Origin of the sequence: Xanthobacter autotrophicus, assembly GCF_005871085.1 — a bacterium.
Classification (GTDB): domain Bacteria; phylum Pseudomonadota; class Alphaproteobacteria; order Rhizobiales; family Xanthobacteraceae; genus Xanthobacter; species Xanthobacter autotrophicus.
On the sequence record NZ_VAUP01000015.1, the window covers coordinates 198,087 to 222,415 of the forward strand.

The 24,329-nt window shown below is 64.6% G+C and carries 22 protein-coding genes and 1 tRNA gene; 9 read left to right on the forward strand and 14 right to left on the reverse strand.

The features are described from left to right. Positions 1 to 40: 40 nt before the first annotated feature. Positions 41 to 1,207, reverse strand: a complete 1,167-nt coding sequence (locus FBQ73_RS05610) for a M20 aminoacylase family protein (protein ID WP_138398511.1) — start codon at positions 1,205 to 1,207, stop codon at positions 41 to 43. Between the two features lie 162 nt (positions 1,208 to 1,369). Here FBQ73_RS05610 and FBQ73_RS05615 point away from each other — a divergent pair. Further along, positions 1,370 to 1,445, forward strand: a tRNA-Lys gene (locus FBQ73_RS05615). Positions 1,446 to 1,569: 124 nt separating this feature from the next. After that, the gene (locus FBQ73_RS05620; RefSeq protein WP_138398512.1) at positions 1,570 to 2,079 is read left to right on the forward strand and encodes a hypothetical protein; all 510 of its coding nucleotides are present in this window, start codon (positions 1,570 to 1,572) and stop codon (positions 2,077 to 2,079) included. Between the two features lie 46 nt (positions 2,080 to 2,125). Here the strand turns inward: FBQ73_RS05620 and FBQ73_RS05625 are convergent, their stop codons facing one another. Continuing rightward, positions 2,126 to 2,608 carry a hypothetical protein gene (locus tag FBQ73_RS05625; protein ID WP_138398513.1) on the reverse strand — a complete coding sequence of 161 codons (483 nt, stop codon included), beginning with the start codon at positions 2,606 to 2,608 and terminating at the stop codon, positions 2,126 to 2,128. Between the two features lie 716 nt (positions 2,609 to 3,324). Between FBQ73_RS05625 and FBQ73_RS05630 the strand changes: the two genes are divergently transcribed. Both FBQ73_RS05630 and FBQ73_RS05635 read left to right on the forward strand, forming a co-directional pair. Next, entirely contained in the window at positions 3,325 to 4,950 is a 1,626-nt protein-coding gene (locus FBQ73_RS05630; RefSeq protein ID WP_138398514.1) for a hypothetical protein, read from the forward strand. Beyond that, the gene (locus FBQ73_RS05635) at positions 4,950 to 7,757 is read left to right on the forward strand and encodes a hypothetical protein (protein WP_138398515.1); all 2,808 of its coding nucleotides are present in this window, start codon (positions 4,950 to 4,952) and stop codon (positions 7,755 to 7,757) included. Before FBQ73_RS05630 ends, FBQ73_RS05635 begins: the two co-directional genes overlap by 1 nt. A gap of 57 nt (positions 7,758 to 7,814) precedes the next feature. Here FBQ73_RS05635 and FBQ73_RS05640 read toward each other — a convergent pair whose 3' ends face one another. The 3 genes from FBQ73_RS05640 to FBQ73_RS05650 all read right to left on the reverse strand — a co-directional run bounded on the left by FBQ73_RS05640 (position 7,815) and on the right by FBQ73_RS05650 (position 9,962). After that, a complete protein-coding gene (locus FBQ73_RS05640; protein WP_138398516.1) occupies positions 7,815 to 8,732 on the reverse strand; it encodes a hypothetical protein in 918 nt (305 codons plus the stop codon). 1 nt (position 8,733) lies between these two features. Next, positions 8,734 to 9,591: a HipA family kinase gene (locus FBQ73_RS05645; protein WP_138398517.1), complete on the reverse strand. Its 858-nt coding sequence runs from the start codon at positions 9,589 to 9,591 to the stop codon at positions 8,734 to 8,736. Positions 9,592 to 9,806: 215 nt separating this feature from the next. Continuing rightward, positions 9,807 to 9,962, reverse strand: coding sequence for a hypothetical protein (locus FBQ73_RS05650; RefSeq protein WP_210236674.1), 156 nt, complete (start codon positions 9,960 to 9,962; stop codon positions 9,807 to 9,809). A gap of 339 nt (positions 9,963 to 10,301) precedes the next feature. Between FBQ73_RS05650 and FBQ73_RS05655 the strand changes: the two genes are divergently transcribed. Beyond that, on the forward strand, positions 10,302 to 11,381 hold the full coding sequence (locus FBQ73_RS05655; protein ID WP_138398518.1) for a hypothetical protein: 1,080 nt from the start codon (positions 10,302 to 10,304) through the stop codon (positions 11,379 to 11,381). 236 nt (positions 11,382 to 11,617) lie between these two features. Further along, complete coding sequence (locus FBQ73_RS05660) at positions 11,618 to 11,977, forward strand: hypothetical protein (protein ID WP_138398519.1); 360 nt, start codon at positions 11,618 to 11,620, stop codon at positions 11,975 to 11,977. A gap of 761 nt (positions 11,978 to 12,738) precedes the next feature. On the opposite strand, the gene FBQ73_RS05665 is transcribed toward FBQ73_RS05660, so the two are convergent. From FBQ73_RS05665 to FBQ73_RS05690, 6 genes are all read right to left on the reverse strand, one after another. Continuing rightward, complete coding sequence (locus tag FBQ73_RS05665; protein WP_138398520.1) at positions 12,739 to 13,326, reverse strand: hypothetical protein; 588 nt, start codon at positions 13,324 to 13,326, stop codon at positions 12,739 to 12,741. A gap of 29 nt (positions 13,327 to 13,355) precedes the next feature. Continuing rightward, positions 13,356 to 13,907, reverse strand: a complete 552-nt coding sequence (locus FBQ73_RS05670; RefSeq protein ID WP_138398521.1) for a hypothetical protein — start codon at positions 13,905 to 13,907, stop codon at positions 13,356 to 13,358. Beyond that, a complete protein-coding gene (locus FBQ73_RS05675) occupies positions 13,904 to 14,257 on the reverse strand; it encodes a hypothetical protein (protein WP_138398522.1) in 354 nt (117 codons plus the stop codon). Before FBQ73_RS05675 ends, FBQ73_RS05670 begins: the two co-directional genes overlap by 4 nt. Continuing rightward, positions 14,254 to 16,881 (reverse strand): DUF3987 domain-containing protein, encoded by a 2,628-nt coding sequence (locus FBQ73_RS05680; RefSeq protein ID WP_138398523.1) that lies wholly within the window; start codon positions 16,879 to 16,881, stop codon positions 14,254 to 14,256. The genes FBQ73_RS05675 and FBQ73_RS05680 overlap by 4 nt, the downstream gene beginning before the upstream one ends. Then, on the reverse strand, positions 16,878 to 17,249 hold the full coding sequence (locus FBQ73_RS22685) for a hypothetical protein (protein WP_170218759.1): 372 nt from the start codon (positions 17,247 to 17,249) through the stop codon (positions 16,878 to 16,880). The genes FBQ73_RS05680 and FBQ73_RS22685 overlap by 4 nt, the downstream gene beginning before the upstream one ends. 148 nt (positions 17,250 to 17,397) lie before the next feature. Further along, positions 17,398 to 17,796, reverse strand: a complete 399-nt coding sequence (locus tag FBQ73_RS05690; protein ID WP_138398525.1) for a hypothetical protein — start codon at positions 17,794 to 17,796, stop codon at positions 17,398 to 17,400. A 680-nt stretch (positions 17,797 to 18,476) separates the two neighbouring features. Here FBQ73_RS05690 and FBQ73_RS05700 point away from each other — a divergent pair. Beyond that, positions 18,477 to 18,920, forward strand: a complete 444-nt coding sequence (locus FBQ73_RS05700; RefSeq protein WP_138398527.1) for a hypothetical protein — start codon at positions 18,477 to 18,479, stop codon at positions 18,918 to 18,920. A gap of 41 nt (positions 18,921 to 18,961) precedes the next feature. Here FBQ73_RS05700 and FBQ73_RS05705 read toward each other — a convergent pair whose 3' ends face one another. Both FBQ73_RS05705 and FBQ73_RS05710 read right to left on the reverse strand, forming a co-directional pair. After that, entirely contained in the window at positions 18,962 to 20,332 is a 1,371-nt protein-coding gene (locus FBQ73_RS05705) for a site-specific integrase (protein ID WP_138398528.1), read from the reverse strand. Positions 20,333 to 20,814: 482 nt separating this feature from the next. Next, the gene (locus tag FBQ73_RS05710; protein WP_138398529.1) at positions 20,815 to 21,501 is read right to left on the reverse strand and encodes a hypothetical protein; all 687 of its coding nucleotides are present in this window, start codon (positions 21,499 to 21,501) and stop codon (positions 20,815 to 20,817) included. Between the two features lie 283 nt (positions 21,502 to 21,784). On the opposite strand from FBQ73_RS05710, the gene FBQ73_RS05715 reads away from it, so the two are divergent. Next, on the forward strand, positions 21,785 to 22,075 hold the full coding sequence (locus FBQ73_RS05715) for a hypothetical protein (protein WP_138398530.1): 291 nt from the start codon (positions 21,785 to 21,787) through the stop codon (positions 22,073 to 22,075). A 68-nt stretch (positions 22,076 to 22,143) separates the two neighbouring features. On the opposite strand, the gene FBQ73_RS05720 is transcribed toward FBQ73_RS05715, so the two are convergent. Further along, the gene (locus FBQ73_RS05720) at positions 22,144 to 23,055 is read right to left on the reverse strand and encodes a LysR family transcriptional regulator (protein ID WP_138398531.1); all 912 of its coding nucleotides are present in this window, start codon (positions 23,053 to 23,055) and stop codon (positions 22,144 to 22,146) included. Positions 23,056 to 23,153: 98 nt separating this feature from the next. On the opposite strand from FBQ73_RS05720, the gene FBQ73_RS05725 reads away from it, so the two are divergent. Beyond that, positions 23,154 to 24,329, forward strand: a complete 1,176-nt coding sequence (locus FBQ73_RS05725; protein WP_138398532.1) for a muconate/chloromuconate family cycloisomerase — start codon at positions 23,154 to 23,156, stop codon at positions 24,327 to 24,329.

Here is a 24,329-nt window from a genome sequence, read left to right on the forward strand (position 1 = left end):
CTGCTGGAGTTTCCGGGCTGAAGCCCGGACAGCTCCCGCCTCAGACCGAGAGCGGCAGCGCCCGTTCCACCAGCCGCACCCAATAGGACGCGCCGAAGGGAATGGCGGCGTCCGCGAAGTCGTATTCCGGATGGTGCAGGTCGGCGGACGCGCCATTGCCGATGAAGATGTAGGCGCCCGGCTTCTCCTCCAGCATGAAGGCGAAATCCTCCGCCGCCATCAGCGGCGGGGCGCCGGCATCCACCTCCGACAGGCCGGCCACGTCGGCTGCGACCTCGGCCGCGAACGCGGTTTGTGCCGCGTGGTTGCGGGTGACGGGATAACCCTGTGAGAAGCTCACCGTCGCCGTGGCGCCGTGGGCGGCGGCCACCCCTTCCGCGACCGTGACGATGCGGGCGCGCAGCACCTCGCGCACATGGGGATCGAGGGCGCGCATGGTGCCGGCGAGCCGTGCGCTGGGCGGCAGCACATTGTCCGCCTCCCCCGCATGGAACACGGGAATGGAGATGACCGCGGCGGCGAGCGGATCGAGATTGCGCGACACCACCTGTTGCAGGGCGGTGATGATGGCGGCGCCGGTGAGCACCACGTCCACCCCCTGGTTGGGCCGGGCCGCATGGGCACCGCGGCCATCCACCAGGATTTCGATGCGGTCGGACGAGGCCATGATGCCACCCTGCCGCATGGCGAAGCGGCCCACGGGCAGCCCCGGCAGATTGTGCATGCCGTAGACCTCGCTCACCGGGAAGCGGGCGAACAGGCCGTCGTCGATCATGGCCTTGGCGCCGGCCCCGCCCTCCTCCGCCGGCTGGAAGATGAGCACGGCGGTGCCGGAGAAGCCGCGGGTTTCCGCCAGATGGCGTGCCGCGCCCAGCAGCATGGCGGTGTGCCCGTCGTGCCCACAGGCATGCATGACGCCGGGGGCCTGCGAGGCATAGGCGGCGCCGGTCTGCTCGGTGATGGGCAGGGCGTCCATATCGGCCCGCAGCCCGATCATGGGCCCATCGCCGCGTCCACGCACGATGCCGACCACGCCGGTGCGCCCGAGCCCGGTGATCACCTCGTCGCAGCCGAAGGCGCGCAGCTTCTCGGCCACCGCGGCGCTGGTGCGGGGCAGATCGTACATGAGCTCGGGATGGCGATGGAAATCCTGACGCCAGGCCGCAATCTCGTCGGCGCCGGAGGCAATGTGATTATGGACGGGCATGGCAATTCCAGGAGCAATGAAGGGCCATGGTGGGCACGGGCCGCCTGCCGGTCAATGGGCTTGGGATATGCACAGCCCACGCCACCCCGCGCATCTTTCCAAAGGCCCTGCCGCTGCCGGCCTTGACCCTGCCGCCTTGGCATCCTAACCACAGCGTCGAGTGAGCCCGTAGCTCAGCCGGTAGAGCACGTGACTTTTAATCATGGGGTCTCGGGTTCGAATCCCGACGGGCTCACCAATGAAATCAAAGACTTAAGGCCTGTCGGCCGCTCTCGGCGGGCACTCGGGAACCACGCAGGAACCACCGCGGCGGGATTTCGCCCTTAAACGGGTATCCCGGCGTCGCGACGGGAGGCGGGCGCATGGCTGTCGAAATTCGGATAACCGGCGAACCTGACGAGATCGCCAAGCTTTTTGCTGCCTTGGGCCTCACCCATGCGGGGAAAGTGATCATTCCGCCTGTAGGTCCAGCATTCTCAGTGGTGAAGGCGGAGTTTCCATCGCCGGACTCGCCGGCGGACCCTGTGAACGCGCCCGCGGCGAATCCCCCCGCTCCGTCAGCGCCCCAGGCGCCTATTTCGTCGGGGGAGACGCCGGCGGCCGACGCCCCACTTTGGCCCGAGCAGCCACGCCGCAAGGTAAAGAACGCCAAGGGTGCTTTGGTCGACGCACCGTGGACGTTCACAAGGGTCCGAGATGAATTGGTCAAAGCGGCCGACAGAGGGCCGCCCGACCTTACAAAGCAGCTGCTGCAGGCCATGGGCGTAGAGAGGTTGAGCGATCTTGATGCGGCTCGCTACCCTGAGCTAATCGCCTTGCTCGACTCGATCATGAATGATCGGCTCCGCGGGCCCCAGCAGGGGGACGCGTGAGAGCCGCCCCGCATTTGCGAGGCGGCGCCCTGTCCCGATAACGCATTCAGCCGACGAGTTGCAGGTTTTCCCCCGACGCTGCCAAGCGTACTCCCTCGGCGATCGCGTGCGCGATGCCCGCAAAGGCGGGCTGTGCCAGCGAAGCGGCGGTGCGTTCCACGAGCGCAGCGCGCTCAATGTCCTTTTCCGAGAGGTACCCGGCCTTTGCGGAGCGGGCGATAGCCTGCAACTCGCGCCAAGCTCTGTCGGCCTTTGCTCCCGCTCCCTTTGGCGCTCCGGCTTGGAAGCACAGGAAGAACGCGTCGCTATCTGCTGCGGCCCGTTCCGGGAAGTGCCTTTCGATCTTCCGCCGAATGCCCTCCGATGTCGTCGGGACGGATGCAGATTCGACCTCCGCGAGGCACGAGAAGATCAAGTCGTTTTCCAGCCCATCCTGAGCGTCCGCCAGGTTGCCACAAGTGGCTGTGAGGCGGTCCATCTCGTTGAAAAGAGCAACGACGGGATCCAGGGCGATTTGGGTAACGGTCATGTCGGTTGTTCCTTGCTACGGGAAGCGAGATCCGGGAGTTAGCAAGCCGCACAACCACAGCCCCTCACGCCTTTAGGCTTGCGCCTTGGACATGCGCGCGAGGCTCCCGGATGTAACCGAATTGAAGCGCCGAAGAGTTGGCGTCAAGTGATGTTGTGTGTGAGCTGCTAAACCCGAAGACAATTCTGCACATGGCGGGCAGATAGTCAACATGCATAGAAATATTATTGCATGAGATAGCTTGTTTGTGTTGCATTTGTTGCGTTGTGTTGCTGCACAAAATCCGACACGACTTATATAACACTTTGAACATAAGCGGACTGCTGCGAGCTATCGGCCCTGATCAGTCCTGCCCCACCCCCTTCCCCACCCTCCCGGGGGGAGGGCGATCGCCTCGTCCGAAAACGCGTAACCCGCTCCGACCAATTTTCGATCAGCTGAAATTGTCCGGGCCACACCGAGTGGACAGCCGGATCTTGAAATAGGAGCCCAGCGACCGCCACGCGCGCTTTCAGCTTGAATGGAAATGGCTTCCAGCCTACCTTACCCATAGGCTGTACTGCCGTGTCGCCGACGGTTGCCCTTATCTGCAACCTGGCCCATGAGCGACTGCTGCACTCATCCATAGAAGTGAAATTTAACCTCGGGCGATGGCCGCGTGGGGCCTTTCGTCTTTGTGCAGCTGCCCCCTTGGTGCCGTCGTACCAGGCTGATCCATGGTCAAGATCATCAACGCCTACCAGGGCGACGAGAGCCCGCTCGTGAAAGCGATCACCGGCCTCGGCGCGTCCATGTTCGGCGACACGCTGACGCCGGAGCTGAAGCGGCAGAAGGCGTACCGCCTGTCGTCCGAGAACGCGGCGCGGGAGAGATACGGAGCGTTGGCGCCCGGCGTCCTTGCCCGCCCCGGTGACGCGAAGACGATGGCAGAGGCGGTGACGCAGGCGATGCTGGGAGGCATGGACCCGCGCCACGTGGCGCAGGCGGGGCAGTATACGGCGGCCAACGCGTTCGGCGCCGCGGACCCGCGCACCACCAACGCCTATGTGGGTGCCGGCGGCGCGTATTCCGGCACGGCGCCGGCGTTCGAGCGCGGGCAGCAGGTCGAACTGCAGAAGGCGTCGATGGCGGACGCCACCGAGCGTTACAAGTTCGACAACAAGCCGATCGAGACCATGACCCCGGAGGGGCCGCGGTACACGCAGCAGGCGAAGGCGCCGGGGCAGACGCCGCTGGCGCCCGAGAGCGCGGTGAAGGGCGGGTACATCGCGCAGAACTGGGGCAGGCTCGGCGATCTGCCCGAGGCGGAGCAGCGCACGCTCGGCGCCGCGCCCAAGGCTGATTCCGTACCCGAAATGGTCCGCCTTCAGCGAGAGCGGAACCTCGCCTGGGTAGAGGCTGGCAAGTTCCCGCTCGGCGACCCGCGCCGGGATGAGTTCCAACGCCAAGGGGATGAGCTGGACGGGTTCATCCGGCGCAAGATCGCGGGAGGTCAGGGCATCACGGTCACGAACCCGGATGGCAGTGTCGTCACGATCGGCGGCAACGGCAACGGCGACGCCGTCACCCGCCGCAAGGCCGAGGAGGGAATGATCGGAATTCGCGAGTCGAACGCCATCATCAACACGCTGGACAAGGTGATCGAGCAGAAACCCTATCTGGTAGGCGCGACGGGGAAGATGCTGAACGCTGCGCAGGCGGCGGCGGGGCTCGCGAAGAACGTCATTGGCGCGGCCGGTGGCGACGAAGCGTGGGCGAACACCATCACCAAGCTCCGCGAGGAAGCGGCAGCCAACGGCGCCGCGGACAAGGTCCCCTGGCTCTTCGATCCGGACCTAGGCAGCACCAACACGCTTTACGGCATGCTGGTCTATTCATACCTGCGTGGTCAGGGGCAGACAGGCGCAGCGATCAGCCGGGCCGACGTTGAGGCAGCGCGATCGGCAATCGGCGATCCCGACTCCTGGTGGACCAATGACACCAAGGCGCGCTCCGCCCTGAAGATGATCCGGAACGTGAACGACGCGCGGTACAGCGTCTATCAGCGCCAGCTCGGCGGGCGCGACCCTGCGGGGGGGTTCCCGAGCGAGTACCAGCTGCCAGGAGCCGCCCCGTTGCCGGACGGCGTCAGCAAGGACCAGTCTCGCGCGCCCGGCGGCGCGCCTGCGCGTGGTCAGGTGGACGGTGTCGCCCCCGCCGCCGCGGTCGGTGCGCCGGCGGCGCCCGCTCCGGCGATCCCCCCGGGCGCCGTTCAGGCGCTCCGCAACAATTCACAGCTCGCCGATCAGTTCGACGCCAAATACGGCGCCGGTGCCGCGGCACGTGTTCTCGGGGGGCAGTGATGGCTAACTTTTTCGATCAATTCGACGAGCCGGCGGCTCCGCAACGCAACTTCTTCGACCAGTTCGACCCGCCGCCCTCTCCGCTGCCGGCCGCTGGCGCAAACGGCTCTGGCGTCGTGCAGCCCGCCTTCGACCCGGGTATCGGTGTTCAGGGCGCCGCCCGCGGCGTCGGCATGTTCCTCGGGCAACTGCCCGATATCGCGAACATGGGCGCGAATGTCCTTCTCTCCGGTGCCGATACCGTCTCGCAAAAGCTCGGCGGGCCGGAAATCGGCTTCCGCTTCAAGATGCCATCGGAAACCATCCCCGCTTACGCGGGACAGCTGGCGAGCTCGGCGGGCATCAAGGTTCGGGATCCGAAAGACATGTCGCCGGTCGAGCGCGCCGTCTACAACGCCAACACATACGGTACCCTTGGCGTGCTTTCTGGCGGAGCGCTCGCCCCCGTAGCGGCGGCTCGGGCAGCGGGAGGTGCAGCTCGCTTGCCTAAATTGGGTGATGCGCTCCTGGAGAGCTACGCCGCGGCGCCCGGACGGGCGGTTTTCGGCGAGGGCATCGCCGGTGCCGGAGCCGGCGCCGGAAAATCGGTCTCGGAAGAGCTGGTGCCAGACAGCGTTCGGCAATCCGGCACAGCGGGTGCCGTAGGTGGCGCGCTGTCCGACGTCTTTTCCATGCTCCTTGGCGGGACGGTGGGTGGCGTCGCGGCGAACGTGGCGACTGGGCTTCCGCAGGCGGTCGCGACCGCTAGGGGGTTCGGCCGTGCGCCGGAGATCCCGATCGACGCCGCGACGGGGCAATGGGCGCGCAACCGCGATGCTGACCAGGTCGCCCGATATGTGCAGGGGCACGCGGTCGACCCGCAAGGCGCAGCGGAGAGCATCGGTAAGGGTGCCAACGAATTCCGGCGGATGGGCGCCCCTACCCCTACCGCGGGCGTGCTGTCGCAGGACCCCGGGCTGGCGGCGGTCGAGGCCGCAGAGCGAAATCGGAACCCGGCAGCGTTCGCTCAGAAGGACGCCGCGTTGCGCGACGCCGCGCTCAACGAACTCGGGAAGAACCTGCCGCCTGACATCGACCCGCGGCTCGCGACCGACTTCATGCGCAGGGAGATTGATACCCGGCTGAACGCCGCTACGGGGGATGTGAACGCGGCCGAAGCACGGCTCGCCGACGCCGAAAGGGCACAGCGCGCGACGGCGGACATCGTTGCCCCCTTCGCCGGCGGCCGGAGCGACGCGAGCGCGACGCTCGACCGTTCCATCGTCGCGGGCAGCCTGGAACCGATGGACACGGCACGCCGTGCGGCGTTCAACGCCGTGCCGCGGGATGCGGAGGTGCCCGGCCGGCCGTTCGTCGACACGGCGACCACGGTCCGCCGCTCTGCCGAGCACCTGCCGGAGAACGCGCGCCGTGAGGTACTGCCGGAGCAATGGCTGCAGGACTTCGAAAGCCTGCTGCAGCGGGACGCTGATGGTCGGATCGTCGGGGTGCGGGATGTTTCGTTCGGCACCATCAACGACCTGCGGCCGATCCTCGGGGCCGCGATTGCTCGGGCGCGGAACGAGGGCGCGCCGCCGCCCTTCATCGATAATCTTGAGCGCCTCCGTTCGGAGATCAATCGGGCCACCATGCAGCAGCCGGAAGCGCGGGCGGCCATGGACCACTTCGAGAACGTCTATGCGCCGGTTTGGGGGCGCCAGGCCGGGGAGGCTTACCAATTTCGTCAGGACCTGAATGTCGACCGGTTGCACCGTACTGCGGCGCCGCCGACGGCGACCGCGAACCGCTTCCTCACAACGGGACCCGGCGCGCAGGAAAAGGCGGAAGCCCTCGCCCGTGTGGTCCGGTCGATCGACGACCCTGCGAACCGGGCCTCCGCAGAGGGCGCGGTACGCGCCTATATCCTGGACGACCTGACGCGAACGATCGGTCGCGACGGGCGAATTCAGGACACGCGGCTCGCGCGCTGGCTGAACGGCCCAAGCGGCTGGGGAGATGCGCTGTCGCAATTTCCGGGTGTGCGGGGCGAAGTCGAACGGCTGCTCACCGACGTGCGGAGTGGCAACATCACCCGCAACCGGTTGGCCGCCGACGTTGCCCGGGCGAACGCGAACCTGCAACGCACGCGTGCGGATGTTGACTCCTCGGCTCTCGCTCTCACCTTGGGGAAGGAGCCGACCAAGGCCGCGCAGGCGGTGCTCAACAGTGGTGATCCCGAGCGGTCCATGCGGGAGGTGATGCAGACGGTTTCGCGGGACCCGACCGCGAAGCTCGCATGGGAACGGGCCGTCACCGAACACCTGATCAAGAAGGTGACGACTGCCAATCCGGGAGCCGTCAGCGAGGGGGTCTTCGCGCCGGAGTTCCGCCGCCTCGCCGGGACCTTCCGCGAATACGAGCGCGCGCTCGCCGAGCTCTATGCCGGGCAGCCGGAGAAAATGCAGGCACTGCGTCGGGCACAGAGAATGTTGGAGCCGCTCGCCCGGCAGGCGGAAAAGGCAGCGCCGGGCTCCGTCGACGGTACGAACAAAAGCCTGTGGCGCTGGCTGGAGCTAGGCCTTAAGGCGACGTTCGGCATGCTGAAGGGCGGCGGCGTCGCGCGCACGCTTCGGGTGGCCGCCGGCACGGACGCCAACGCGGACTCGGCGGCGCAGCGCCTCGTCACGCGGATGATGTTCGATCCGGAGCTCGCCCAGCATCTGCTGACGCGGGACGCCCAGGCTGTGGGCTCGCCGGGGTGGAACGGGAAGCTGCTGAGGCTGATTGGGTTGACGGAGGGACTGAAAGAGGCTGGGAACTGGGAGTGAAGTCACAGCTGCCGGTGCGGAACGAGCGCGAATGCGGTGGCGGGAGGTGGTCGCGCCTTACGCGGCTTCCTTCAACAGTATATGCTTGCCGATCTCATCGACCCTGTTAAGAGGACGCAGCCTGATCTCTTCCTGATCCGCCTGCGCTTCGAGCGCTTCAAGGGCCTCTCTGAGGCGATCGACTTGCTTCTGGCTCAACTGAGGATCGTTCATCGCCGGGTGTTGCACGATCATTTCATGGTCCCGCATTACCAAAGCTGATGGTTCCCTATCTCGGTCTACCTTAAGGTCCCATAAACGAGTCTTGATTCGCCTCACGGACGCCGTGAAGTTGCTACTGGCGAGCGTGCCAAAGTTGGCTACGAGCTTCGAGCCGGCGAAATCGATGATTACACTATGTGCATTCCGGCGCCGTTGTTGGCCGCTCCTGATTTCATTGCTGAAGAACCGTCCCAGGTTTGGCCGCTCCAGCTGCACGTATTCGAATACGAGCGCTGGCAGGCGATCACCGCTTTCACGAGCCTCCGCAACTTCTTCCAACACCTCCTCCTGCTCCTCTGAAAGCTGAAGGGCGCCGTTTCGCGTATAAAGTGAGGACATCGCAGTCATCCACGATACCGCGATCTGTTTAAGCGAAATGCCTTGCGCCTCGCGGAGGTCCCCCAGCAAGACACCAGAAATCGCCGGCTTAAAGTCTGTCAACGCAGAAGTCGACCGCCTAAATAAATCGGCCTCGATTACGTTGAGAGCAGTTTCGGCGACCATGATTGCCATTTCCGACGCATCGGAAAAGACGCATTCGAGGCGTCGAAGTTGATTCGCACGCTCTAAGTGGACGCCATTCTCACCGGCGACAGCAATGCCGATAACAAATTGCTCCGGCGATCCCATGATCGGCCGAAAGAGCACGGGAGACCAGATCGCCCGTTGTAGGCGATCGAAGTCCAGGAAGGTCGGAGCGTCTAGCGAGATCATTTCACGCCATCACAGGCTCGTTGAGCGCGTCACCTGCGGCGCGCGGGACATGGGGAATTCTCTGGGTCAGAAACGAGATCAGCGCCTCGAAATCTGGCGCGCCGATCAGGTTAATCACGCTGTTCTTTTCGCCCGCTTCTCTTACGTCAACTTCACGGAGTTGGATCGGCATGTTGGCGGCCTCGTCGGCCAGTCTCTTACGTTCTGCGGGGGGCAACAGGTCGGTGACCCATTCGCGTAGCCGGTGTCTGTACATTCCGGCCGCCACTAGGTCGACCTGGGTCCAGGTTGGTCCCGTGAAACATCGACCATGATCGATGATCCAGATGCCCGTTCCGGTTGCGAACAGTACGTTTCCGATATGCCGATCCACGTTCGCGACCCACGCGTCGAAGCCATACAGCTCGCCGAGCCAAGACTCTTTGGTCAGAAGCTCGACTATTGGCCGAAGCAACACCAGTATCTCTTCGTCGGTGGGCCTTATCACAAGCGAAGCAATGGACGGGCTGCTCACGTTGACGCTGGCAAACATAAGGCCGCGACCATCCTGCATAATCGCGCGGGTCGCACACGGGTTTCCCGGCTCTGTGACCCCGATGAAGGCAGGGGGAACGGGGAGACCGAGCGCTGACGCGAGGCTCGCGGCCAGAATTTCGTTTGCCAGTTCCCTGGGGGCCAAATCTTTCAGGATCGCCGTCTTCAGCTCTTTGCCACGAGTGAGAATCTGCCCCTGATAGGTGTCCGTGATGTTCGCGATACCCGCGTCTTTGAACGACGACGCTCCGGACATAACCTGGGCAAAATCGACAGTGCCGACAGGGCTATTGAAGTCGACCGTAGCTTCCGAAACGTCGTTCATTCCAAGCATCCCTCCCAACCGACGCCTTTTTGAAGGGCCTTGTTGCGACGATGATAAAGCAAGCCGCCCCCGAGCGTCCCCTTCGGATCATTGGGGTGACCTCAGCCCTTAGTCGGCCCCAGCCTCGGGCTTGCAGTTTCGCCTGCGGGCCGGCTGAGTCAATGTGGCATTGAAAGCTGAAGTTGTGTGCGTCGCATCCGAGTCATCTCTGCTCGTTAGACGGGATCACCCAGCGGCTGGTCCTTCCTCTCACCGCGCGCCACGATCTCCAGCGCGCCGTCGGGCAACGGCCGCTGCAGCACCTTCGCCTCATCCCACGGCGCGAGCATCCATGCATCGAGCTCGGCCGGTTCCGTAAGCACCACAGGCATGGCCTTCGGATGGATGGCGGCCACAGGTTCGCTGGGCTCGCAGGTGAGAAATCCTTAGAGGTCGGCGGAGATTCGATCCATCGGGCTGTTATTTTCCTTAGGTGCGACTGGACCGCACCACAGCCGAGCCGAACACAGCCGAAATGAAGGGCTGCGGCGAGATGCCCTGAGAGAGCTTTTGGCTGGACAACCGAACATCCGGCCACCCACCCGCGGAGGGAGGTGGATCCCTCGCCCACCGTCACGAGTGCGAAGAGGGCGTGGGGTGTGCGCCCGGCCGGCTCCGCGGTAGAAAAAGCGCGACTGCTCTCGTGAATTTTTGATCCTGGAGACCGTGCGATGGCGACGCGCCTCACTCGCCGTGAACTCTATGACCTCGTCTGGACCGAGCAGGGGCCGCAAGCAGCGCTCAAGCTCGGCATTTCAGAGGCCCGATTGCGGGAGCTCTGCCGCAGCCAAGTGATTCCGGTGCCAACCGCTGCCTACTGGCAGGGATTGTCGGCAGGAGGGGCGCCGCTGCGAACACCCTTCAGCCCGGCTTGCGATCTCCAAAGGGAGCTGGTCACCATCGAGTCCACGAAGCTCCCGCGATTTCTTGAGCCGCCGCCTTTGGTCGTAAAGCGACCGGAGCCGCCGCCTCCCCGAAGGGGCAAGGTCCGCACGCCCGACCCCAAAAGCATCGCATGGCCTCGGGTCGATAGACCGCACCCGTTGGTGGCGCCCACCGCAGGCGCCCTTCGGCGGGCAAAGGCAAACCAGGGTGTGGTCCTCGTCGAAGGTGCAGGTTTGCTTACCGTCCGGATTGGAGTCCATTCCGTCGAGCGAGCGGTCGTGATCTTCGACGGGCTTGCCCGAGAGCTAGAGCAGCGCGATTTCACCTGCACCATCGTGGGCGGCCGCATCGAGGCGCACCGTGACGGAGAAGTCGTTCCCTTCTTCCTGAGCGAGCGCATCGAAACTCCGCGGCATGAGCCCAGCGTCGCGGAATTGGTGGCGGAGGAGCATCACCGCAGGCGGCGGAATTTGCTTTCTGGAGATTTGCCACATAAGCCGGAAGCATACCCCAGCTTCGACTACGTGCCGACCGGAATCCTGACCCTGTCCCTGGACGTGATCAACCGGGAGGGCCGGCGCCAGATGAACTGGATCGACAATAGCCGCGGCATTCTGGAACGGCAGGTTGGGGCGATCATCGAAGGGATCGAGGGTTGGATCGAGCTCAAAGGGCAATTGCGCCTTGAGGCGGAGCACGAGCAGCGGATCCGGATGCGGGAGGCGGAGAACAACCGTAGGGCTGAGCTCCGAAAAAAAGCGGGAGGACCAGCGGGGAGCCTTGCTGACCGAGATCGTGGACATGGGCACGAGAGCCGCCCATCTCCGGGCGCTCATCGATTGGGCGGAGAATATGGAAGATCCTGAGGTACAGCGGCTCGTAGCCTGGTCGAAGGAGTGCCTTCAATCGATCGAGCATACGCTTGACCCAGCGTCATTCGGCCGCTGGCTGGCATCTCGGCGCCTGTTCCCCGAAACCGACCCCATCGCCCCGTTGGCGGACGATCCCGACACCGACAATTCCGGGGCGGGTTCGTCGCCCACGTAGCCGTTACTCGCATCGCGTGCCACAATCGGCGCCGGCAACGCTTTGGGGGCGCCCTATGAGGCTTCTGGTTGTTTTCGTTCTCCTGCTGCTGGTGTTGACGGGCTTGTTCGTGCCGGCCCTGTTCGCCTTCGGCTGGATCCTGCTGGCCGTCCTCGGAGTCGCCCTGTTGGTCGCGCTGTTCCGCGGGGCCTTGGTGGTCGGGGTTGGCTTGCCGATCGCGCTCGGTGCCTCCGCTTTCGATTTCGTCCGTGGGCGGCGCGGCGCCCCGCCGCTCCCGCGGCACCCGCAGCCCGGCGATCCGGATTATCTGAACTGGGCGAACCGCGAGGGCTCGTATGCGCCCGGCGCGAAGCCGAAGCGGCCGTTTCTGGACGAGCTGCCACCGGCTCCGCAGGCGCGGCGCGGGATTTACTAGCGGCTGCTGTCGGCCCGGGCGACCGGCTCGGGTGAGGCTGGAATATTTCGCGAGAGCGTAGAGCGAAGGGATTTTTTGCGAAGGACTAGGCGCCGCTCGGGTGCTGCGATGGCGTTGGGATAGCGGAATGTTTCAGGACGCGCTTATGCGCGGCCCGCATCACGAAATTCGGCAGAAGTGGTGAATTTTGCCAACAGGATTTCCGGGCATGGAAAAACGTCCCGAATGGAGTACCGACGCACTGCGTCGCTCAGGCAGTGAATGTTCTGTATCCGGCTTCACCGATTAATTTTTCCGGTTAAACGGTGCGACAAACAGGCGGATCCTCTGCGAATGCATCCTGCTGTCTGATCGATAGACATCGGCGCGTCTTTTCTTTTCTGCTGCGCCGTGCAATTTAAATGAAACTGGTTGTTTTCTGTGAGGGTAGGTCTCGCATGACACGCCTGTCGGTTGCTATCCTGGCCGGGCTTTTAGGTATAGCCCTCGCGCAATACTTCGTTGCGCCGCGCTTCCAAGTCTCAACCATGACTGGATATAAAGATCACCCGAAAGCTGTTGTACTTGATATTCGATCCGGGCAGGCGTGGATACTCCAATGCCCCTTGGGCCCGGAGTGCACCCTGCCCGCCCTTTTCCCGGTTATGTACGGCGCTCCGCTAAAGACTGGGCTTCAAGCAACGCCCCCCTAAATCGACAGGGAAGCGCGCTGAAGGGCAATCCGAGGCGGTACCCGCCCCGCGCAAAACAGTTCCGCTGATTCATGAAAGCGCCTCCTGAAGCGCCGCGCCGGCCTCGGTCAGTCGGTAGACGTAGCGCTGGCCCTTATCCGGCGACCAGCCGTCCGGCATCAGATCGTGGCGTTCGACGTACCCATGGGGCTCGATGAGGGGCCGGCGCAGAGCAAGATGGGTTCGCATATAGATCGTGTCGTGCGGCTTCTCCGACCCTAGGGCAACAGCGATCGCAGGCATGGTGTGCCACCTGCCCGGCATCATCGCCAGCAACACCGAGTGCCACCACGGGTGCGCCCGGGCTGCCCTGCGCGTGTCCCGCGTCTTCGCCCGGCGCGCTTCCTCGGCCTTCCTGAACTCTCGGTAGGCGTGCCCGGCGCGACGCTGCTCCTCTTCCTCCTTGCGCGCATGCCAGGCGTTCCACCCGGAGCGCTTCGGCGCGGCCGGCACGGCGCTATCGGGCGGGTCGGCCGGGGGGCTGCGCCTCGCCGTTGGCCGGGGCTTCGCAGCTGCCTTTCGCGGCTTGCGATGCTTCCGGTAGTTCCGGGCGCGCTCTTCCATGAGCGCGTGCCAGTCCTCGGGGTCGAAATAATTCAGATCGCTGTTTCTCGGCATCGGGGTCGTTCTCTTCGGCGCGGCCGGGCCTAGTTCAGCCAGGGGAATGCGATCGACGGGTCCGCCGCTCTGCCGTCGGGGAGCCGTTTGAAGTCCTCAAGGCGGAAACGCCACCTGCCGCCGGCGAACCAATGGAGACGGCCAAACCGCGTCTCGGTGGATCGGCAAGGCCCGCTGAAGGCAGCAGCAAGGCGGGCGCGCTTTCCCAGCGCCGCAACCGCCTCGCGATCGGCCTCCGGCATGGCTTGGACAATTTCGGCGTAGGCATACCAGCGGGCTCGATCGAGGCGGTGCGCGATCACCTCGGCGATAGCCCAGCGCAGGGCGGCCTCGTTCGCTGGTTGGCTTTTGCGCCGACCGGGGGCTGCCCGTTTCGGCGGAGGCCACGGATCACTGCGGTGAGTGGCGCAACGCCGGGTGGGCCAGCGGAAATACTTCCGGGTGCTTTCGAAGGTGAAGGGCCGGCCACATTGGACGCAGCTGGACGCCCAGCGGTACCGATGGCCGGTCAATCCGCTGCGCCGTACATACGGCTCGGCCGCCACGCAGAGAAATTCCTGGCCTTTGTAAACCCGTTTCATGCCGCCCTCCAATTCGGAGCGGGGAATGGGCAGAGAAGAATGGCGGTCGCGCCACGGACCGTGCTGCCGCTGCTGCTTGCATGTGAAAGAAAGCCAATTTCCTTTTCGAATTTATTCTTGGATTTCCCTACGCGGACTTCCGTGTCCCCTTCCGCGTGCAAGCAGCACTGGCAGCAGTGCACAAGGCCTTCCGGGGCTGCCTGCCCAGGCTTTGCTGCCACTGCTGCTTGCATGTGAAAGAAAGCCATTTCTTCCCTTTCGATAATATTCCCGGATTTTCCGACATTCATTTTCATCGGCCCGCTGTTCGTTCCAACGCGCGCAAGCAGCAGTGGCAGCAACGTGGTCATTCCGCATCCTCCGCAGCCGAATGCTGCGCCCCGCGCTCGGCGCCAGCAGCGCGGATGCTTTCCCGAGCAGCACCACGCCTTTGACGCTCTGCCGCGGCTCTTTCAGCAAACAGCACGTGAACGTTGGGGTTCACCTCCCAGCGGGAGTCAAAGTTGGCCAGCGGCGCGGCCCATCCCGCCGAACAGAGCTCGCCCATGATGCGCCGGATGCGTTCCTCTTTGGCGGGACCCTTCAGCCGGCGGATGGGGCGGAAATTGGTGTACAGGTCCCTTTTTGAGATCCCAGCGATCCGATGGGCGAGGATGAAACCCGCGATCCATGCTGAATCTGTATCCTCACCGCGGGTGCCTTCGGCGCTGCGGTGAACGAATAGCTGGTGGGGAAACTGGTATCGCAGGAGGAACTCACCCGCCGCCCGAGCGGTCATTGTGGAAATAATCGGATCGGGTGGATCGAATGGGAAATCGTTCGCGGCCCCGCTCGCGGCCCACTCGATCACATGAAAGAGGAGCGCAACGCGCGCCCATTCGCCTTCCAGCTTGTCGAGCCAGCCCCGCAGCCCAGCCGGAAGGTCGGCTATGCCCATGCGTTCATCGGCAAACGTCTTCACTGCCTGGCGCACGGCGTCGGCGCCGGCATCGAACCGGAACGCCTCAAGAAACTCGACGCTGCTCAGGTCGTGCAGCGCGTGCGCCACTGCCATCAGCGCCGCCAGGGCAGCCGCATCGGGAGGGCGATCCACATCGGTGCTGGTCCGCTCCATGTGGACCATCAGGAACCGCTGGAGCATGCCATCGGCCGCGATCCCCTCGTATTGCTGGCGGAGCACATCAGGTTGAATTCCGCCGAGCATGCTTACGGCCAACGCGGGTACTGTCACGGGCTCGCGGGACAGCCGAATTACGCGGAAGGGCTGGCCCTGCTTTGCCCCAAGCCAGAATTCGCGGTCCTTGCTCGCCCCCCGCGGCCGGTATGCGTCGAATCCCCCTATCCAGCCGGACAGCTCATCGCGCACGCACGCGAGACCGTTCGGATTATCCGCAAGGACGGGGGCAAGTGCTTCAACGGTCACATCGTTGACCAACACAGCTCGGTGCCTAGGGCGCGTCGGCTCGGGCGCCGTGCGGTCTGATTTCGGGGTCTTTGCCCAACTGGCGCGCGCCTCACTGAAGCGGGCTTGAGTGTGTGCATTCTCGCGATCCAGCTGTGCCTGGATCTTGTTCAGCGGCTCGCAAGCGAGGGACAGTGCCGGCGATTTCTTCGCGCCCGGCGCGCCGTGAAGCAGGCCCCAAAGGATCGGGCGTTCAACATAACCCGTGTCGCGCTGCTTTACCTGCACGGTCATTCCCGCCGGCGCCAAGCCGCTGAGAACCACCAGCGCCGGCACCGCAAGGCAGCCGGGGTCGTAGTCGCCAAGGCGAAAGGCGGCATCTCGTGCCCACCGATCGAGGACCTCGGGGAAGATGCCGGCCGGCAGTCGGGGCGGCGGCTGCAAGTCCGCCCACAGGTCTTCCGGCTCGGGCCAAGGGCGATCGCCGGGCGGAAGGGCGTCGGGTGCCACGGCGTCTTCCATTTCTGAAGCCCCCGCTTCCAGCCCGAACTGCGCCGCGACGCTGTGCTCGCCCGCCACGCCGGTGGCATATCGGTAGGCGTTGCCGACAAGGGTGCTCGCGTCGTCCGCGTCCAAAGGCGGATCGCAGCGCCCAATCCAGTGTTCCAGTACGAGAGAAAGGCACTCGCCTTCGCTGACGCCCAGGTCGCGCACCCGGCAAGCCACCTCGTAGGTGGTGATCCCCCGTGAGCCGAGGGCCGCTGGCGGAGCTCCATGTCTTAGCCACTCGACCGCCCGTGCGATGTCGGCCGGGTGGTCAGGCGACACCCCATCTCGCGCTTCGTTCTCCGGCCGCGCGGCTCCGCACAATGCCAACAAGTCGGGCGGCGCCTCGGCGATCGGCAGGTCGTCCAGCACCGTGTACGGCGCGCCGTCGACGGTCGATCCCGCCAGCACCACCTGGCCGGCCGCGCCGCGCACGTCGATGCCGCAGTCCCTCCCGAACTTCGCCAGCATCCGGCCGTTGGCGTTGGAGATGGGTGCGGCGCCGTCAGGGAGGTGGAACAGCATATGGTAGCCGCCGGAGGCGGAGCGCTGCGTGTAGGTCTCCGGGAACAGCGCGTTGAAGAGCTCGAACAACTCCGCGCCGCGCTTTCCGTGCTTCACGTCGAAGTCGATCGTGCAGCCGGAAATGCCGCCCCAATTGCACCCGGGGAACTCCTCCGCCCAACGGCGGATGGTGGCTTCGTCGGTCGTTGCCAGGCGCTGCCAGTTGTCGAGCACAGGCGCTTTGCTGTTCGGCGGGATCGGAAGGACGCGGATGCCCCTCCGGGCGGCGGCGATGGCATGGTCGAGCATGGGGGGTACGGGCTCCCGCGCAATTTCGTGCGCGCTGTCGCCGCGGGATTGACCAGCGGCGATGATTGTCGGCACTGTCGGTGCGTCATCATTCGCCAAGTAGTGGACAATCGCCGCAGTGGCTTGCCGCGAGGTGTTGTCGGCATGCTCTTCCCGGCCGATTTGGCGGGCAAGGGCAAAGATGTCCTCGAACGAAGTTACTGCCGCCATCATGCGCCTACATTGTCCGCGAGAGGCCCCAGCTCGGACGTAACCACACCGGGGCGCTTCCACTGCTCGGCGAAGGCGCGCCACTGCGGCGCGACCTCCGGCGTCGTCTCTATGGTCAGCGCGCGGCGGTTCGAGCTGCCGGAGACGAGGGCTGCAAGTTCAGCGCGTCGCTGCATTCCCGGCGCCGACCAAATAATGATGCCACCGGCGAGCCGCACCATCCATTTGAGCGTCATCTGGTCGAAGTCGTTGGGGTTCGGGACGCGACCGCGCGTGCCTTCGCCGCGAACGCACAAAGACACCCAATGGCTTGCCTCTGTGATCCGGCGAGACCGCCGAGGAAGACCGCTCCCCGGCGCAAGATAAACCATCACTGCGCGCCGTCCCCCAGGCGCTGGGGCAGAAAACGCACGCGCGCCCTCGTCAGGCGGCATAAGTTGTGATAGATAATCCATAGCATCAACCTCGTTCTGGCCCGACTCGCTCTCCCGGCGTGTCGGGCTTTTTGTTGCTGATGAGCTAAGAGGAGGTGCCCCCGATCTCACGCGCTGCCCGTCCCGCAAGCTTTTCGAGCAAAAGCTTCTTCCATTCCAGGTGAAGGCGCTCAGGGGCTCGGATGGTTAGCTTTCGCGGATGCCGGGCGCCGTTCAGCACACCAGCTTCTATCGCTTGCAGAAACGGGGGGTCCGGCTCGCACAGCTCTGCTTCGGCCGCGACGGAGAAAGCCCAGTCCAGCACCGACGAATCGAAGTGCATGGGCAACAGAGCGACATCGTCCGGAGCGTCGCCGAATACCACGATCTGAAGGTTCGGCGTCGACTCCAATGCGCGTCGGATGAGGGGCGTTAGCGGCCCTGCCCCCGGCAGGATGTAAAGATTCGCGACAGGGCCGAATTGCGAGTGGGAAAACATCGCCATGGCTCCCGTCCACATGGGGGGCTCCGGCGGCTCTTCCCGCTCCGGCGGGGGGACGTGGGCATTCATGCCGCGCACCCCCTCGGGTATTCGCTCGTGCTGCGAAACTTTCGACCTGCAGCCCATTCCCGCAGGTCGCGGACCTGGTAGACGATGCGGCGGGGGGAGAGGCGGAGAAAGGGAGGCCCGCCGCCGTAGACACGGAATTTCGCCAAGCTCGACTCTGTCAGGCCCAGCAGCTGCGCGGCATCTTTCGGGGGGAGATAGGTGTCAGGGGACTGCATCCGGTTCGCTCCTGCGTTCCCTCCTAGGGATAACCCTGGGGTGCAAAGCAGTGTGCGTGGTTCCGGATGTGGGAAACCAAGGCCCTAATTCGAGTGGACGTTCTTCCTGCCTCGGGGCCGCCCACGGGCACTCCAAGCCTCAGCGTGCGGCAGCCCTTTGGCCTTGGCGGCCCGAAGCGCTCGCCTCCACACGCGGCTTAGCGTTTCCTCCCCGCCCCCGTCCTCGACAAATCCGAAACGGCGGAGGATCTCATCGCGCAGGCCCGCGCGATCAGGGGGAGGAGGTCCCATTTCTACTAAGGAAATGATGTGCTCCTGTATCGCGCCCTGCATGTTCTTACGGCCAGACGAGAACTTTGGCCCTCTCTTTGCGGGCCACAATTTTCGAAGGTCGCCGGCATGAACTTGCGGCTCCGTCCAGCAAAGCTTGGGGATGGATTGCAGGCAGAGATGCGGCCCAAGGTCAGCCTCTTCATTGACGATTTTTACGGCGCGCCAATCCGACACGGCAATGATTTCAGGGATTTTGCTTTGGCGCTGCCCGCGCATCCGAAGCGAAACACCTTCGGCGAGGCGCGCGAGCAGTTGCCGAGCTCCAAAGTCAGCGCTGCCAGCAATGAGCGTTTCCGGGGGAGCAACCTCGCCACGCACCAAACGAGCGGGATTCTTTGCATGCGCCAAGAGGCCGACGCGCATGGCGCCGATGAGGCCGGCCGGGACACGTCGCCCCCGGCGCGTTCGATGTTCTCCAGATGTGGATTCAGCCACGGCTGTAAACACCCAGTCGCCGGTTTCTATCCAAATCAGAGCAGCGTTCAGGGACCACCATTCGGCGCGCCGTAGGGCTTTTTCGGCGGCGCCATCTTGCGGGCGATCATCGTCCGTCACTGCGGCGCTCTCCCAAATGCGGGAATCACAAGGGCGGTGGCCCTCCCCTCCATAGCAGCTGATATCTTGTCGCTGATGGAGTCGGCGGCGCGGCGCAGCGGATCCGCGTCGAGATGGCTGTAGCGCGCTGTCGTGGCGGGCTGCGCATGCCCCAGCAGCTTGCCGACGATTGTCAATCCGAGGCCGGAGCCGGCGCCCACGCTGGCAAACGAGTGGCGCAGGTCGTGCAGCCGGACAGTCGCCCGCTCGACCACCACCGGCGCGCCGTGCTCATCCGCGACGGGCTTGCCCTCTGGCGTGACCTCCGCGGCCCGTTCAATGAAGCCCGCACGCCGGGCCACGAGCGCCCAAGGGCGCTGCAGATCCGCCCGAGGTCGCTCCCTCTCTGCGCCTGCGGAAGCCCCCACGATCACGAACTTGCCCACGCGGGGCAGGTCCGCGAGCACGCGAAGCGCGGCGGTACTCAGCATCAGGCGTTTTTGCCCCGTCTTCGTGTCCGGAAGGAAGGCAATGCCCCGCTCAAAATCGACCTGGCTCCACTGCAAGTGTAGGATTTCCCGCAACCTGGCGCCGGTGAAAAGCAGGAGGCGGATCGCTGCGACTGCGTGCGGGCCGAGCACTACGCGGCGGTTTTCGGGTTTCGGCGCGTGCTTCGCCTTGGGGGACGTTTCGTCGACTTCGTACGGGATACCGACCGTTTCCGCCTCGATCAACGCCGCGCCCAGGCGCGTGAGCTCCTCTGTCGTCAGGAACCGCTCGCGACCGTTCTCCCTGTACTTCTCGATGCCGCGCGCCGGATTGAGTCCCTCGGCGACAAGTCCGCGGCCTCCAGCCCAGGCGAAGAGCTTGCCCATAATCGCCAGCATGCGGTTCGCCTGAATCGGACGGTCCGCCATGTTCGTGTGGAGGCGTGCTACATCGGCCCGGGATATGCTATCCGCCTTCCGGCTTCCGAGGGCGGGTTTGATGTCCCGTTTGATGACGCCCGCATAGCTGATTGCGGTTGTCGTCTTCCGCTTCGCCAGAACGTGCTGGGCAAGGAACTGGTCGGCCACCTCGGAGAGCGTGGGCGCCTCCCGTGCCTTCTTGCGCTCCTCCCCCGTGTCGTGCCCCCGCACCGCGTCGGCAATCACGCGCTTGGCGAGCGTGCGAGCCTCCTCCGGCGTCACCTTGCCGACGGGGGCGATGGTCACTCTCCGCGTGGGCGCGCCTCGCCCACGCCCGACGCGATATTTCGCGACGTAGCTCATGGCGCCTGACGGACGAACGCGGATACCGAAGCCGTGCAGCTCCGAATCCCATTCGAAGAATTCTTCGCCCTTCGGTTTGAGGGAATCCACGAGCCGTTTGTTGATGCGAACGCCCATGCTTGCCTCCCCTGCCCCACTACGGTAACCACGAATGTAACCACCGTGGGCCGAAACCATCGGCATTTTAGGGAAAGATCGGCGGGTTTGCCAATGCCGAAAATTGTGCATTGTCAACCAGTTTCAGCACAGGCTTTCCACTCACAGGCAACACCAGGAAACGTTCAACGTGTGACTTTTAATCATGGGGTCTCGGGTTCGAATCCCGACGGGCTCACCAACGATATCAAAGACATATGTGATGGGGTCGTTTGCCTAAACGTATCCGGAAACCACCGGATACCCTAAGCGGCGGATTTCAGGAGCTGAGGCGAACAGAGCCGGCTGCGCAACATGGCCTCGTCGAGTGCGAAAAAGCGGCGACCAGAAGTTGCTAAACCCGTCCGGCCTCTGCTGTTTCAGGTTGCTGAGGGAGTTCAGGCCACCGCCGTGCCGTTCCGCAAGGCACGCCACCGCGTACAGTCAAACTGGTGACGGGCGAGCTACCCGGCAAGGAGCGTCCACATGCTCCGCCAAGGAACTGGCTTGCACTCCGCATCGCCAAACAACGCCGATAATTCCGCTGCGATGCCGCCTATGACGGTGCCGGGAACGACGCCAAGCCACAACCCTAGCAAATCGATATGGAGTCCGCCCGCCGTCGCCGCCTCGAGCTTACGGTTCACGGTCTCAACGTCGTGCTTGCGAGCCCCCTCTTCGGCAGCCAAGCGCTCGACGGTGGATCTGGTCTGGGCATTAACTCGGCTTGAAATGTCACCTACTTCGTTGAAGAGCCCATCGAAGTTGGCTTCAAGGCGCGACAGGCGATCCGAGAGTGATGCGTCCGGACCTGCTCTCACGATGAGGCGGGCAGCAGCACTGTCCGCGCCATCAGTAGCACCCACCACGCCCATCACAATCTGTCGCTTCCGAAGCGGGAAGCGGCGAAAATAGTTCGCACAGCGACAAAGCATGCTCGGTTGAGAAAATAGCTTATGCTTGTCCTTGATGCCTTGGTACACGGTCCAAATTCCGTAGATCTGCAATAAAATGCCAAGTACTCTAAATCGCGGCTCCAGGCAGTTTGACCACCATGGACCAATCAGGAGCCAGAGGAGTATTGTTCCCAAAAGGGCCCAAACGGCTATCGGCTCGGCAAGCCAGATTGCAACTTCTTTGATTCGGCTCATTACCAACGTCTCACTTTCGCACAGATGCGCGAATTGACCGTGATTGGCCCTGCGACAGCTTGGCCGCAGGAAGCCATCCAATCAACCTGGAAGACCGGCAACCTCAGTGCCCCCAGCCTTACGCACGACCTTTCGCCGCGCCTCACCCCCCGCAAACTGAACCGCTGAACCGCCGCTGCGTCAGTAAGGCCGCTTGATGCGGGCACTTGGATCGGCCATTTTTGCGATAGATCAATTCCGGGTTTGGAATGTAGATCAGATCAACGCATATTCGGGTTCGACCATGGAAACAGCCGCGCGCGTCGCCCTTCGTGTTCCCGTCTTCGGGTGGTTCCTCAAGGATGCCATTCACGGAGCGCCGGACGCCAAATATTATTTTATGGCAAATCTTGCCGTTTGCTTCATCGCGATGATTTATTTCTTCGGTTATCCGTTCCTGATCGTCTATGCCCTGACTGCCACTGCCGTGGCCCTGGTGTCGCTCATCATCCTCACCGCGTCGGACATGTTCCGAAAGGGCGAGGACAAGGACGTTGCCCCGAAGCCGGCCGCCCGGGGAGGCAGGACGCGCTGACGGTTCAGGGGGGAGGGAATTCATTCACGCCCTTTTCAGCAGGGCGAGACCGTTTCGTCCGGATCGCCTCATGCAGGCGTCCGGCCGAGGTCCTGCTTAAGCTGGTAGATGTTGCGGATGAGGTCGAAGATCTGCCCGATCTCGGCGGAGGAATCGCTGGCCCGGCAGCTCATGATGAGAGGGGACGTGATCCCCGCCTCCAGCAGCGGGCGATAGGTGACGTCGTCGCGATGGAGGTGACGCACCGAGTCCGGCACCAAAGTGATGCCGATACCCGCCGCTACAAGGCCCAGCGCGGTCTGAAGCTCGCGCACCTCCTGGGCGATCACCGGCGTGCAGCCCCGGTCGCTGAAATAGGACAGCACCTGGTCGGCATAGCTCGGCCTTGGTGACTTGGGGTAAAGCACCAGCGGCTCCCCCGCGATGTCCTGGAATGACACCCCCTCGGACGCGAGCAGCCGATGGTCGGGCGGCAGGGCCACCAGCAGGGGCTCTTCCGCGATCACCTCGCGCCTTATGGCGGGGTCGTCGAAGCGGATGCGCCCGAAGCCCACGTCGATGCGCCCCTCCTTCAGGGCGGCGATCTGCTCCACCGTGCTCATCTCGATGAGCGCCACTTCAAGGCCGGCATAGCAGGCGCGAAAGCCCCGGACCACGTCCGGCAGCCCGCCATAGAGCACCGAGCCCACGAACCCGATCAGAAACTGCCGCCGCCCCGCCTCGCCGAAGCGCCGGGTGGTGATGCGCAGCTCCTCCGCCCGCTGGAGGATCTGCAACGCATGCTCGTTGAAGAAGCGCCCGGCCGCCGTGAGGCGCACCGGGCGGCTCGGTCGCTCGAACAGGGTGACGCCCAGATCCTCCTCCAGCTCGCGCATCTGCCGGCTCAGGGGGGATTGGGCGATGTGGAGCTTCTCCGCCGCGCGGGTGAAGCTGCGCTCGCGGGCTACGGTTGTGAAATACCTGAGGTGGCGCAGTTCCATGTCCAGACCTTTTAGGCATACAAACCGACCGAGACTGTCTTTGACGCGCGCCCCCTCAGCGTGATTTTCCTTATGTCGAACATAAGGACACTCCACGGATGCAGACCGGCGTCGCAGTGCGTATCGACCGTATCGAGACCTTTATCGTCGATATCCCAACCATACGCGCCCATCACCTGTCCATGCACACCCTGCGCAGCCAGACGCTGGTGCTGGTGAAGGTGTCGTGCTCGGACGGCACGGTCGGCGTCGGCGAGGGCACCACCATCGGCGGCCTCAGCTATGGCGAGGAGAGCCCGGAAGGCATCAAGCTCACCATCGACACCTATATTGCCCCGCTGTTGCTCGGCGCCGACGCCACCCGGGTGGCTGGGCTGATGGCCAGCGTGAAGCGGGGCGTGAAGGGCAACCGCTTCGCCCGCTGCGCGGTGGAGACGGCTTTGCTCGATGCCCACGGGCGCCGCCTCGGCGTGCCGGTGTCGGAGTTTTTCGGCGGCCGTCAGCGCGATACGCTGGAGGTGGCCTGGACCCTCGCCAGCGGGGATACCGCGAAAGACATCGAGGAGGCCGAGGCCATGCTGGCGGCGCGCCGCCACCGCATCTTCAAGCTGAAGATCGGCAAGCGCGAGGTGGCTGCGGACGTCGCCCATGTGGCCGCCATCAAGGCCGCCCTGGGCGACCGCGCCAGCGTGCGGGTGGACGTGAACATGGCCTGGAGCGAGCATCAGGCCCGCCGGGGCATCGCCGGGCTGGAGGCGGCCGGGGTCGATCTCATCGAGCAGCCGGTGAGCCGGGAGCAGCGCGGCGCGCTCGCCCGCCTCACCCGCCGGTTCGACGTGGCCATCATGGCCGACGAATCCCTTCAGGGCCCGGCTGAGGCCATGGATCTGGCGCGGGATCGCGCCGCCGGGGTGTTCGCGCTGAAGATCGCCCAGTCCGGCGGGCTGTTCGAGGCCCAGCGGGTGGCGGCCATTGCCGACGCTGCCGGCATCGAGCTTTATGGCGGCACCATGCTGGAGGGCGGCATCGGCACGGCGGCGTCGGCCCAGCTCTGCGCCACCCTGCCGACGCTTGCCTGGGGCACCGAGTTGTTCGGCCCCCTGCTATTGGCCGAGGAGATCCTGGCGACGCCGCTCGCCTATGCGGATTTCGCCCTCATCGTCCCGACGGCGCCGGGCCTCGGCGTGGAGCTGGACATGGACCGCGTGGATTTTTTCCGCCGCGACCGTCCGTCCCCGCGCCTCAGCCCCGTCCGCCAGTCCGTGGGGGCCTGA